This is a genomic window from Affinundibacterium flavidum (assembly GCF_014284175.1).
GTDB lineage: Bacteria > Pseudomonadota > Gammaproteobacteria > Burkholderiales > Burkholderiaceae_D > Undibacterium > Undibacterium flavidum.
Window position 1 is genome coordinate 73,793 of record NZ_JACOGA010000020.1, and the last position, 13,646, is coordinate 87,438.

General features: G+C 46.0%; 8 protein-coding genes. 6 read left to right on the forward strand and 2 right to left on the reverse strand.

The window, feature by feature from the left end; genetic code table 11:
- The first annotated feature begins 228 nt into the window (after positions 1-228).
- From pepN to H8K55_RS18650, 4 genes are all read left to right on the forward strand, one after another.
- The gene (gene pepN, locus H8K55_RS18635; RefSeq protein WP_186943588.1) at positions 229-2,898 is read left to right on the forward strand and encodes an aminopeptidase N; all 2,670 of its coding nucleotides are present in this window, start codon (positions 229-231) and stop codon (positions 2,896-2,898) included.
- Between the two features lie 159 nt (positions 2,899-3,057).
- Entirely contained in the window at positions 3,058-4,062 is a 1,005-nt protein-coding gene (locus H8K55_RS18640; RefSeq protein ID WP_186943574.1) for a class 1 fructose-bisphosphatase, read from the forward strand.
- 149 nt (positions 4,063-4,211) lie between these two features.
- Positions 4,212-5,291: a DUF1176 domain-containing protein gene (locus H8K55_RS18645; protein ID WP_186943575.1), complete on the forward strand. Its 1,080-nt coding sequence runs from the start codon at positions 4,212-4,214 to the stop codon at positions 5,289-5,291.
- Positions 5,292-5,335: 44 nt separating this feature from the next.
- A complete protein-coding gene (locus H8K55_RS18650) occupies positions 5,336-6,250 on the forward strand; it encodes a glutaminase (RefSeq protein WP_329605072.1) in 915 nt (304 codons plus the stop codon).
- Between the two features lie 26 nt (positions 6,251-6,276).
- On the opposite strand, the gene H8K55_RS18655 is transcribed toward H8K55_RS18650, so the two are convergent.
- Together H8K55_RS18655 and H8K55_RS18660 are read right to left on the reverse strand one after the other, a co-directional pair.
- A complete protein-coding gene (locus tag H8K55_RS18655) occupies positions 6,277-7,719 on the reverse strand; it encodes a M28 family metallopeptidase (RefSeq protein WP_186943577.1) in 1,443 nt (480 codons plus the stop codon).
- Between the two features lie 333 nt (positions 7,720-8,052).
- On the reverse strand, positions 8,053-9,045 hold the full coding sequence (locus H8K55_RS18660) for a hypothetical protein (RefSeq protein WP_186943578.1): 993 nt from the start codon (positions 9,043-9,045) through the stop codon (positions 8,053-8,055).
- Between the two features lie 509 nt (positions 9,046-9,554).
- On the opposite strand from H8K55_RS18660, the gene H8K55_RS18665 reads away from it, so the two are divergent.
- Both H8K55_RS18665 and H8K55_RS18670 read left to right on the forward strand, forming a co-directional pair.
- A complete protein-coding gene (locus tag H8K55_RS18665) occupies positions 9,555-11,282 on the forward strand; it encodes an alpha-keto acid decarboxylase family protein (RefSeq protein ID WP_186943579.1) in 1,728 nt (575 codons plus the stop codon).
- A 180-nt stretch (positions 11,283-11,462) separates the two neighbouring features.
- On the forward strand, positions 11,463-13,475 hold the full coding sequence (locus H8K55_RS18670) for a flavin monoamine oxidase family protein (protein WP_186943580.1): 2,013 nt from the start codon (positions 11,463-11,465) through the stop codon (positions 13,473-13,475).
- Positions 13,476-13,646: the final 171 nt, after the last annotated feature.

Below are 13,646 nucleotides of genomic sequence, written 5' to 3' on the forward strand. Positions count from 1 at the left end.
ATTGCATGTTATTTACGATTACCGTTTAATTGGAGCTGCTAATCTGAGTATTTCACCCTCTTTGATTAGACATTGTTGCTCATTTGTTTGGCTAGTTTCGTCTTTAACAGCCCAGCTGTGTCTGTGCTTGGTAAAATACAGGGTTTATTTCTTTTCCCGCTGACCACACCAGTTTCTGTGGCTTCATTTTTGATTTGAGTTCAATTTATGCGAAAACCAGCGCAAGACATGCCCGTTGCGGCACCCGTTACGATTTATCGTAAAGATTATATTGCTCCCGGCTTTTGGGTCGATACCGTAGAAATGGGTTTCGATTTGCATCCGCAACGTACTCATGTTGCGACCCGCATCACGATGCGCCGTAATCATGACAGTGCGGAAAAAGATTTGGTTTTGTTTGGCGAATATATCAAGTTGCTGCAATTGCGCATGAACGGTATGAACTTGAAAAAATCAGCTTACACCGTGACGAAAGAACGTTTGGTCATCAGCAACGCGCCCGATCAAGTCACGCTGGAAATTGAAACTGCGATTGCTGCCGATAAAAATACCACGATGTCTGGCCTCTACGTTTCCAACGGCAATTTCTTTACCCAATGCGAAGCTGAAGGTTTCCGTAAGATTACTTACTTCCCGGATCGCCCTGATGTCATGGCGAGTTATACCGTGATGTTGCGTGGCGATAAAAAGCTATATCCCGTCTTGCTGTCGAATGGCAATTTGATAGAACAAGGTGATCTCGGCGATGGCCGCCACTACGCTAAGTGGGAAGATCCATTTAAAAAGCCATCGTATCTATTCGCCTTAGTCGCCGGTAAGTTGGTTTGCCAAGAAGAAAAATACAAACTCAAATCCGGCCGTAAGGTTTTGCTGCAAGTGTGGGTGGAAGAGGGCAATCTCGACAAAACTCAGCATGCGATGGATTCACTCAAAAATAGCATACGTTGGGATGAGGATCGCTTTGGTCTGGAACTCGATCTCGATCGTTTTATGATCGTTGCCACCAGTGACTTCAATATGGGGGCAATGGAAAACAAGGGTTTGAATATTTTCAACACCAAGTATGTGTTGGCCAATTCTCGTGTTGCTACCGACACTGATTACGCTGGCATTGAATCTGTTGTTGGCCACGAATATTTCCACAATTGGACTGGCAATCGTGTGACGTGTCGTGACTGGTTTCAATTGTCGTTGAAAGAAGGATTGACGGTATTCCGTGACCAAGAGTTTTCAGGTGATCTGGTTGGTAACGAGACAGGTCGCGCCGTCAAACGAATTGAAGATGTGCGTGTGCTACGCCAATTGCAATTCCCTGAAGATGCAGGTCCGATGGCACATCCGGTGCGTCCTGATTCTTTCGTTGAAATCAATAATTTCTACACGGTGACCGTGTATGAAAAAGGCTCAGAAGTCGTACGCATGTATTACACGTTACTTGGTCATGACGGTTTCCGTAAAGGCATGGATTTGTATTTCGAGCGGCATGACGGACAAGCTGTGACCTGTGATGATTTCCGCGCGGCGATGGCGGATGCAAATGGGCGCGACTTAAAACAATTTGAACGTTGGTATAGCCAGGCAGGTACGCCACGCATCAAAGCTGATGCTAGCTACGACGCGAATGCAAAAACATATACTTTGACACTGAGTCAATCTTGCCCTAAGACCGCAGGGCAAGCGAAGAAATTGCCTTTCCATATTCCAGTAGCAGTTGGTTTGATTGACGCTAACGGTCAGGATATTGCTTTGCAATTGCAGGGCGAATCTACCATTAGCACGACCAAAGTTTTGGAATTAAAAGAAGCGAGTCAAAGCTTGGTCTTTACGAATGTGGCCAACGAAGTTACTCCTTCGATTTTGCGTAATTTCTCCGCACCTGTGATTTTGGAATTTGATTACAGTGATGAACAACTGGCGCATTTACTGGCACACGATAGCGATCCATTCTGTCGTTGGGAAGCCGGACAACGTTTGGCGATGCGTCGCTTATTAAAGTTGGTCACTGCAGTTCAACAAGCTGAAGCATTAAGTTTAGATGACTTGTTCATCAATGCGCTGCGCAAGACTTTGAATGATCAAGATCTTGACCCGGCATTCCGTGAATTGGTCTTAACTTTGCCATCTGAAGTAATGATTGCGGAAGAAATGGCAACGGCTGATCCGCATAGCATCCATATCGCACGTCAATTTGTGCGCTCCACTTTGGCGCAACATTTGAAGGCAGATTTACTGCAAGCCTACCAAGATAATTTGACCCCGGGTAAATACAACCCCGATGCAAAATCAGCGGGTAAGCGTGCCCTTAAAAATTGCGCTTTAGCGTATTTGGTGGAATGGCAAGATGCCGCGACGTATGATCTGGCGCACACGCAGTATCAAGAAGCGGAAAATATGACGGACCGTATCGCTGCGTTAAGCGCGATGCTGCATTGTTCTTCGGCTTTGGATAAAGCGCATAGCAAGACACGCAAACAAGTATTGGCGCATTTCTATCAAGAGTTTGACAGCGAAGCCCTGGTCATCGACAAGTGGTTCACGCTGCAAGCGACAGCTCCAACAGCCGATGTAGAGCAGGTACGCAGCTTGATGCAACTCAAGGCATTTAGCATGAATAATCCAAATCGTGCGCGTAGTTTGATTTTCGCTTTTTGCAATGCGAATCCAGCGCGCTTCCATGCGGCCGATGGTAGCGGCTATGCACTGTGGGCTGACTGTGTGATCGCTTTGAATAAACTCAATCCACAAGTCGCAGCTCGCCTGTCACGTAGTATGGATAGATGGACTAAATATCCAAAAGCTAATCAGGCATTGATGAAAGCCGCTTTGCAAAAAGTTGCAGCGACAAAGAATTTATCGAAGGATGTATTAGAAGTGGTTACGAAAGCTTTAGCGGCATAAGTTCTTGATCTGTGTAGGGTGCGCCGTGCGCACCAAGACAAATTAAAAACCAAATCAAAAACCGAAACAAGCGAAACAATAGTTTAATAGCTTGGACGAAGGTTGATGAATTTGCCGAATAAGAAATTTTATGAGATTTATTTTTAAGAAGGAAATAATATGAAACGCATTAGTCTGACCCGTTTTCTGGTCGAAGAGCAAAGGCTCAATAATAATATCCCGGCTGAATTGCGCCTCTTAATTGAAGTGGTTGCACGCGCTTGTAAGACGATTAGCCATGCAGTAGGCAAGGGCGCGCTAGGTGAAGTCTTGGGTACCGCACACTCAGAAAACGTGCAGGGCGAAGTGCAAAAGAAACTCGATATTTTATCGAACGAGATTTTGTTAGAAGCTAACGAATGGGGTGGTCATTTAGCGGCGATGGCATCGGAAGAAATGGAAACTATCCACCCGATTCCAAACCGTTATCCACAAGGCGAATATCTGCTCTTGTTCGATCCGCTCGATGGCTCTAGTAATATCGACGTTAATGTTTCTATCGGTACGATTTTCTCTGTATTGAAAGCACCAGAAGGCTTGCATACACCGACAGAAAAAGACTTCATGCAAAAAGGTAGTCAACAAGTCGCCGCTGGTTATGCTATTTATGGCCCACAAACCATGTTGATTTTCACGACCGGCAATGGCGTGAATTGCTTTACTTTAGACCGCGAAATGGGTTCATGGGTGCTGACGGAACGCAATATTCAAATCCCGGTGGATACGCAAGAATTCGCGATCAATATGTCTAATGTACGTCACTGGTACCCGCCAGTTACACGCTATGTTGATGAAATGCTGGCAGGTAAAACCGGTCCGCTCAACAAAAACTACAATATGCGCTGGATCGCCTCCATGGTGGCCGACGTGCATCGTATCTTGCATCGCGGCGGCATCTTCATGTACCCAGCCGACAAGCGTGAACCGGATAAGGCTGGCAAATTGCGTTTGATGTATGAAGCGAATCCTATGTCGATGATCGTTGAACAAGCGGGTGGTGCATCGACCGACGGCAAACAACGCATGCTCGATATTCAACCGACTGCTTTGCATCAACGTGTACCGGTGTTTTTGGGTTCTAAGAACGAAGTGGAATTGGTTACTCGCTATCATTCAGAAGCGTAAATTAGACTTTATTCTGTGAAAAAAAACCACACGTAGGAAAATTCCCAAGTGTGGTTTTTTTTTGAATACTATGATGGTAATTAGTGTAGATAATTTAAAAGTGAATGTTGATTCAGAAAATTTACAAATTTAGGCGAAAGAGATTTCCCATGAGTGCTTCGTTACATTTTTTCATCGCGGTTTGCTTGTTTGTTTTTGTACAGTTTGCTAGCGCTGCTGATTCTGCTAAAGGTTTTTTGTTCTCTAACAAAGATTGGGAAGTCGCTTGTGATAATACTAGGACTTGTCGCGCAGCAGGGTATCATTTCAATGACGATAACATGGCTGTCTCGGTCTTACTAACGAGAATAGCTGGCGCGAAGCAAGTAGTGACGGGTCAGATTATGTTAGGTCAATATGGGCAAGAGATGGATGAACTCTTTGCGAAGTTGCCTCAGAATATTAGGTTGAGCATGCATATAGACGGGGTCAAAGTTGGGAGTGTAGATATAGATCAAAAAAAGAGTTTAGTCGCGAAGTTGGACGAGGAACAGCTCGTCGTTTTAATAAAGGCTTTGCGAAAAAAATCTCGCATTGAGTGGAAATTTGCTCACCACATTTGGCGGCTTTCAGGAGTAGGTGCAGCGAGCGTGTTATTGAAAATGGACGAGTTTCAAGGGCGACAAGGAACTAAAGATGCGCTGTTTCGAACAGGAAATAGGAATGAAGAAAATGTTCTTTCACCATTGCCCATACCAGTTTTTGAGTCGAAATCACCACTGCCTATGCAACCAGAGGATCAGTATTTGACAAAAAAATTTGAGAATGAAATACGTCAGTCTTTGATTAATAGCCTAAGAACAAGTGATGACTGTGATTACCTTAGTCACAAAAGTGAATACATTGACGAGGTAGATGAACCAATTCATATGTTGTATCGCCTTTCGAAGACTCAATTATTGGTTTCGACCCTGTGCTGGCGAGCGAGCTACAATACTGGTAAAGGATATTGGGTTATCGAAGATACTTTCCCTTTTCGTGCGACGTTGGTGACTGCGAATGGGACTGAAAATTCGCAGTTACAAGTTTCGGCCATACACAAGGGGAGAGGCTTAGGTGATTGTTGGTCTATGGATGGTTGGATTTGGGATGGGAAACGTTATGTGCATTCGGAATCTTCTACAACAGGAATGTGTCGTTTTATGGCGCCGGGTGGCGGTTGGATTCTAAGCACCATTGTATCTAGATAATTCTTTGAATCTTAAAAAATGTAGTTAAACACTAATTGATGACCATCGACTACCAACAAATCCTCGAAGACATTCATCAAGAAATCCAACCATTGCTCTCTCAAGGCAAGGTTGCGACCTATATTCCCGAGCTCTCCAAAGTCTCGCCACAACATTTCGGTATGGCGGTGTATTGTTTGGATGGGCGCAGTTACATGGTAGGTGATGCGCAGCAAAAATTCTCGACGCAAAGTATTACCAAATTGTTTGCCTTATCCTTAGCCTTTGAGCGTGAGGGTAATGCGATTTGGAAACGAGTCGGACGTGAACCATCGGGTAATCCATTTAACTCTTTATCACAGCTGGAATACGAACGCGGAATTCCGCGTAATCCGTTTATTAATGCTGGCGCATTGGTGATCAACGATATCTTGGCGCAGCGTTTTGTACAGGCCGATATTGCGGTCTTGCAGTTCATGCGTATGTTGTCGAATGAAGTCAAAATCGATTTTGATCGCGAGGTAGCGATCTCGGAAGAGAAGCATGCGCATAGGAATAGTGCGATTGCGCATTTGATGAAAGATTTCGGTAATCTCCATAATCCAGTTGACTCGGTTATCGCTAGTTATTGTCGTCAATGCTCGATCACCATGACGTGTTTAGAGTTGGCGAAGGCGGGAAGCTTTTTGGCGAATCACGGTACTATTCCCTGGAGTGGTAACAAGATTTTAGACTCAAGTTCGGCGAAACGACTCAATGCCTTGATGCTTACTTGCGGTACGTATGATGTGGCGGGCGATTTTGCTTTTCGCGTTGGCTTACCCGCCAAGAGCGGTGTGGGCGGCGGCATCTTGGCGCTGGTGCCGGGTGAGTTGGCCGTCTGTGTTTGGTCGCCCGGACTCGACCCTGCTGGCAATTCTTTGGCTGGTGTCATGGCTTTGGAATTGTTTACGACGATGACGGCGCGGTCGATTTTTTGATCACAACCGTCTCAGTTTTGAATGGCCTAAGGCTTCTTTTCGACTATAGGCAGGTAATAGCCTTGAGTACTCAAAGCCTCTGGCGCATTCGCAATTTCATACGCAATCAATGCCATCACGATGGCTGAATATTGTTGCGCAGTACGAAATGGCAGCACTTTTTCATAGGTATCGAGCACAGTGTGGTGTACTTGCGCGTAATCAAAATCGGTGCTGCTGATTAAGCGTGGTGTGGGTACCCGTTTTTGCGTAAAGGCGGCATCGTCACTACCACTATTGCCACGAAAAGCTGCTGTGCTATCGCGCGCTTTGTCGTTAATCACGGCTTCAAATTCAAAGATGGGATGTACACCTTGCAGATCCAGACTCACACGTTCAAAACTACTTTTCCACATACCAGGAATGGTGATGCCAGTGATCGCCCCAGGTGCGCTATCACGATTGAGCATCATCAGAATTTTGGGTAAGTCTTTAGCGTGCGATTCCACATAGGCATATGCACCTTTCAAACCTAGTTCCTCGCCCGCAAATCCTAGCATGACGATGCTGCGACGTGGTTTGACGCCAGCTTGTGCCAATAGCCGCATCGCTTCCATTACTGTAGCAAAGCCCGCGCCATTATCTGCCGCGCCTGTGCCACCATCAAAGCTATCGAGATGTGCACCGAGCACGATGATTTCATCTGCTTTGTCAGAGCCGGGGAGTGTGGCGACGACATTATGATAGTTCACAGGGCCGGGATAAAACCAATTGCGGATATCAAATTCTAAGGTAACTTTTTCTCCTTGTTGAATGCGTTTTTGAATTGCCTGATATTGGCTGGCGGCTAGCTTGATATCGGGTAAGGTCGGTAAATTTTCCCAGCTAGTCGGCGCGCTGGTTGAGATATGTAGCGGCTCTTCGGCAGACTGTATCGTGCCCAAGGCACCTGCTTCAATTAATTTTTGCGACAATGTTTTAGGTTTGTAAATTAACTCGCCGTCGCGTCCGCCAGCGCTTTCGCCGGGTATCAATACCCATGCGCTTTTGAATTCTTTCAGGCGCTGTTCTAATTCGGTATTGTTAGCTGGGGCCATCATTGCGATACCAGTTTGTACGCCTTTAGTTCCTGATGAGTACGATGGCGTTGCAAAATTTAGTGTTTGTGGCGAAGCACCCCGTAGCCGACCAAACCAGGGGCCGCGATTAAAGCCTAGCGGCATCTGCCCGGCAACTTCTAACTCTGCCCTCATGCCAACTTGCTTACCCCAATGATTCAATTGATTTGTCGCCCAAGCTGCTGCGTGGGAATACGCATCGCTACCAGTAGTGCGCCCGCCGAAGCGATTCGACAAAATATCCAGATGCTGCATCACTTGTGGATCGGTTTTGCCGATTGCGATTATGCGCTGGGCGGTGGCATCTTGCGCTTGACTCGAGGTGCTGTAGAAGCTAATGTCGATGAAGATTGCAAACAGGAATTTTGTCATGGTTTTATTTGATGTGTGTCTACTATTTAAGTGATCTCGTAGGACGGGTGCAACCCCATAGGCGCTAACTAAATTTTTAATTAATCTAAACCGCATGGACACTAGGTTCCCGCCCTTTCAAGGGGCGGGTTAGGGTGGGGATGGGGTTAATTTGAGTTAGAAATATCGTCAATTACTCGACTAAAACCCATCCCCATCCCGACCTTCCCCATACAATTGTTAGGGGGAAGGAGAGAACCTAATCTGCCTGCGGTTTCGCACTATATATTGATTTTGGTTAGCGCCTATGGGGTTGCACCCGCCCTACAATTTTGCATTCTCAACTTGAAAAAATTACTGATCCCGACCAGACAGCGTTTGAATGAAAGCAGGCAACTCGCCCTTATCTCTTGCCGTAATTGCTTTCGTTAATTTAGCTGAGCGCAGAGTCGGATTCACACCTAGTACTTTTTCATAAGCACGCAGCGCGCCTTCCAAACCAGCGAGATCATAGGCTGTTTGTTTTTCAGCCAGCGTAGGATTATTGATTTGAAAGGCAATTGCACTGGCACAAAATTGGAAATAGAGTTGCGCACGCAATTCTGTTGGCGCTGCAGTTTTTAACCAATTAGCGACCGCACCCGTGTTGAAAGTAAGATCGGGAATGTCAGCAATCCATTGATCTAACCAGACATTGTTTTGCTCAAATACTGACTGTAAATTCTTCTCAGCATCGACTGCAATTTTGACGGCACGCGCGCGCTCTTCGGCGGTGGATGGGCCTCGTTCTTGTGGTGCGACGACAGGAATGACTGCGGGTAGACTGGTAGCCGCGGAGCGTGTGCCATTCACAGGCTTGGTCGTATCATCGTCATCTGTTCCGCCATCGGCTCGACGCACCTGTCGAGTGCCAATCAGCGTATTGGTTTCTGCATTCAGTGTCCAAATGACTTTGACTTCGGTATCGACAGCTTTGCCTTTGCCAGTCGTGTGGGTTCGTATCGTGCTATGCGTGAATACGGCTTGCGCATTTTTTAGTTCTCCTTGCATTTCTCGTGTGCTGCGTCCTATACCTTTGTCGTCTAGCCAAACTATATTCGCAGTCAATTGTTGTGGTGCTGCTTTGTTCTTGGGAGCGATCTTCATGACGCCATAGCCCATGACATCTTTCTCGTTTTCTGTTCCGATTACCGTTTGAAAATTCCATAGACCGAGCAATGGTGTATTCGTGTTTGTGCTTGTATTCGCATTTGTATCCGATTGCGCGTGAGCGATATCCAGAAAACTGACACCGTTAAGAAGTAGCAAGCTTGCGATTATTTTGTATGGAGTTTTTAAGATAGGCATGGCGTGTTCCTGATCGAAAGGTAATTGTGTCGAGATTGTGTGAAGCGCGTGCGAAGAGTTGCAGATTCTACGTATGTGCAATTGATTAACTAGCGAATTCAGACCAAAGCTCGAATACATGGCTTAAGAGGGCAATAACTCGGATAAACGGTGAAATTTGAAAAGTAGGTCAGTTGACCAATGTTGGTGGTGTACCTCAGGCCAGCTACTTACGTGTAAGAAGGTCTTTAACGCGTTAAATCTGAGGGGCACGATTTGGCTTGAGTTACCAACAGTTCAAATGCCCGGCATCCATTCATCTCTATTTACATCGTTTTTATTCAAGATGGATCATGCACTTTTCAGTGCTTGCATCGCTTGGCATGCAAATTGCTAAATTCAAAATATTGAAATGCATTGCTCAGTATGTTGAAAACTCTCTTCTGTGGATGAAATGAGTCGATTCAATATGCCGATCATAAGTCAATCATGCGTTGACAATAAGTCGACAACAAGCCGAGGAAAATACCATGAGCCGTCAAGTCTTTACCGTAGCCGATTACCTGTTAACCCGTTTATTGCAATTGAATGTCACCGATGTTTTTCAAATTCCCGGTGACTATGTCAAACACTTCACGCAAGCTTTGGAAGTATTCGATGGCATTAAAACCATAGGTGCGGTCAATGAGCTCGATGCGACTTACGCCGCCGATGCGTATGCGCGCACACGGGGTTTAGCTGCAGTGTCATTGCAATATGGCGTGAGTACATTTAGCGCTTTAAATGCGGTTGCAGGTGCTTATGTAGAACGCAGCCCTATCGTCGTGATTAGCGCTTGCCCAGGCGCGGATATGCGCAATCAGACCAATATGTATGGCATGATTTTTCATCATTCCACGGGTAATTTGGCGGCTGATCAGAATGTATTTGAGAATGTCACCGTGGCGTCTGAAACACTGAGCACCTCGGTCGGTGCGGCAGAAAAAATTGATGCCTTGTTGATCGCAGCACTAACTCATCAACGCCCTGTGTACATCGCTTGTTACAAAGAAGTTTGGGGTGAAGCTTGCCCACGTCCATCGACAACACCATTAAAGGCTCAGCGCATCCACAGCGAGGCGTTAGCTTTAGAAAATGCGGTAGAACTGGCATGGTCGCAGATCACTGCGGCGAAAAAACCTTTGATCTTTGCCGGTGTTGAGGTATTACGATTTGGATTGAGTAAGCTCTTACAAAAAATTATCGATGCCAGCGGCATGCTCTACACCACGACGACTTTAGGAAAAACCGTGGTTGATGAAGTGGGTGAACAATTCATCGGTACCTATGCAGATCAGGCTTCCATCGCCAGCGTCATTACTACGGTGGAAGACGCTGATTGCATCATTTCACTCGGCACCATACTCACCGATGATTATCTGTGGTTGATGGAAAACAAATATCCGCAAATGATACAAAGCTCCATAGGGCAAATGCGGGTTGGCTATTTCCAATACGAAGGCGTGATGATGCAAGATTTCATGGAGGCCTTATTAAAACGCTTTCAGAAATCCAAAGTTTATCCCTTAAAAATCAAAGCACCTGCAAAACCAATTTATCCGGAGCCTTGGATATCAAACTCGGACGCACGTTGGAATGACAAACCCGAAGTCATCACCTACAACCGCTTCTTCCAGCACACCATGAAGTTTTTGCAGGATCAAAAGATGATGGACGACATCGTTATGGTGTATGGCGTGAGTAGTGCGATGTACGTAGCAAGTAATGCGATAGGAATGAAGCAGGGTAGCTATATCAGCTCCGCCGCCTGGCAATGCATAGGTTTTGAAACCGGCGCAGCATCGGGCGCGCAATTGGGTAGTGGCAAACGTGCCTTGACGATTGCAGGTGACGGCGGCTTTATGATGGTCTGTCAATCGCTGTCCACCTTGGCGCGCAATAAGTTGAATTCAGTGATCTTCGTCATGAGCAATGGCGTCTATGCGATTGAGCAGGTGTATGTCGATATGACGGCGTTTGAAGCCGGTCCGCAACACAAATTTGATAGCTTCGATATCTTGCCGAAATGGGATTACATGGCACTGGCGCAAGCCTTTGGTGCTAAAGGCTTTAGAGTGGAAACAGTAGAAGAGCTGAAACGTGTTTTACCGCTCATCAAAAAAATCAAATCACAACCGGTGTTGGTAGAAGTCTGCATTCCTGAAAAAGATCTGCCACAACAAATGGCACGTCTGGGGAATGAGACTTTACCAGTGTAATTTGAGGAAAAAACCTCTCAACACAGAGGCATGGAGACACAGAGAAAAGCAAGAGAACTACTTTTTCCTCTCTTTTATCTCTGGTCGCAATATGCCGCTTACCTATGTTGAGAGGTTTTATGTTTTTGTATTGATACCAGAAGTGACAAAAACGACGTCGTAATTTATAAGGAGATATTCATGGCAAAGCCAAATCAAACGACAAAGACGTATTCCATCTTCGGTGCTGGCGCTGCGGGTTTATACACAGCATGGCGCTTGTTAAATGGGGAAGTGAAAAACAGCAAAGATAAAAACAAAAAACTAGCGAAAGGCGACACATTAGAACTTTACGATTGGGGGCGTTACGATTTCTCCAAAGCGCATCCTGGTACGCGTGCGGCTGGTGCACGTATTTGTACTTGGCACTACAAAAACGATAAAACCCAAGCCTACTTAGAATTAGGTGGCATGCGCTATTCGGATTGGGATATGAATGCCAAAGATGCTAACAATGGCACTGCACCAGGGCATCGCGTCGTCACTACCGTGATTAAGCAATTAGGTTTGGATAAATATTCTGTGCCATTCAATGAGTCGACTAATCCACTTTACTATTTGCGCAGCAAAAACTTTTTCTTAAATCAAATCACGTCGCAAAGTCCAGCTCCCTATAACGTCGATCATTACGGCGCGGCGGGGGCGCCAGATAATGGTTTCTCGACTTTAGAAAGCTTATCCGTGAATAAAAATCTGACGCGTCGTCAGTGGGATACCTTCTATCGCGACGGCGTGATTAAAGTGAATACGGGTGATGGTTCTGTTTATCAAAAAGGCGATAAGCTCAAAGACATTGGCTATTGGAATCTGATGTACGACCAACTGGGTAGCGAAGGATTTAATTACGCTGCGGATGGCAATGGCTATAGCTCCAATGTGATCAACTGGAATTCGGCCTATGCATTTCAGGCAAATAACGAGTTCACGCCGGGCAATCAATACAAGACCATCAATATCGGCTATTCCGGTATGTTCAATGCCTTGTTTGAGCAGATCGTCAAATTGGCAAAAGCGCAGGGCGTCATCTTTAACTACCAACCTAATATGCGCTTGCAATCGATCATCGCAAAAGATAAAACCATTCATTACAGCTATGCCACTCGTGAAAATCCATGGAAGAAAGCCGGCACGAAGACGACGGATGCAGCCTGGTTAGCCATGCCGCGTCATGCGATCGAACAGGTGGCGCAGGGTTCTCGCTTCGATGCCGATACTGGTGTGATCGATGTGCTCAATCATCGCAAAGTGCAATTGTATTTAGAAGCCGCCATCATGCAGCCGTCGTATAAGGTCGGGATGTTTTTCTCTACACCATGGTGGACAGCCGAAGCCGACAATCCGCCAACGTATATTCCGCAATTGACTGGTTATGAAGTGACGCAACGTGCGGTAGTGCAATTAAAAGCCTTAGGCTTGTCGAAAGCGACTTTGAAAGCATTGAGTAGTTTAGTTGGCACACCATACGCAAGTTCGACGGATTTGATCAACGCAGTTGAAGTGATTACCGAAGAGCGTTTAAGTCTTAAGCACGAAAAATCTTTATTGGAGGTGACCTTCAACAGCACCATCGGTCCTAGTGTCACCGATACGCCGATACGGCAGGTTGTGTATTTCGGTAATAACGCGACAGATCCAAAAGCCAAACCTGTGTATGGTTTGCTGGCGAGTTACGACGACGAGGTGTATACGACGTTTTGGAAAGAGCTGGAATTGGAGCCAGATCAGGAACAACATATTCCCAACAATGAAAATGTGCAGACTCTGGTGGGGCCGAGAAAAGTACCCGATCGCATGGTCAAAATGCTGCGCAAGCAACTGGCGGAAATTCACTTTGGTCCGAATTCCGATTACACCATGGTGCCAGCACCGCTTGAAGCAGCTTACATGGATTGGTCATTGCCACCATTTAATGCCGGCTATCACGCCTGGGCGGCGCATTTTAATATCGGCGATGTGCAACAAAAGATTCGTAAGCCTTCGCAGTTGATGGAGAAGACGGATGTGAATATTTTTATCGTCGGCGAAGCGTATTCGAACGATCAGGCTTGGGTGGAGGGTGCTTATTGTACGGCGGAGTCGGTGTTGAATGATTTCTTTGGGGTGGAGCCGATTATTGATAATCGAGAGTATCCGTTTATTTGTTCGGCGAAGTAGAGGGATTGTATTGAAATTGTGTGCTTGATCGTTTTTGTATTAAGCTCCCTTCTCCCGCAAGCGGGAGAAGCAACTGTGTTTGGAGTCAAGGATTTTTGATTAAATATTCGTCGTCCCATGGTTTTCCTGATTTCATTATGGCGTTCAAAATGGTCAGTAACTTATGCATGC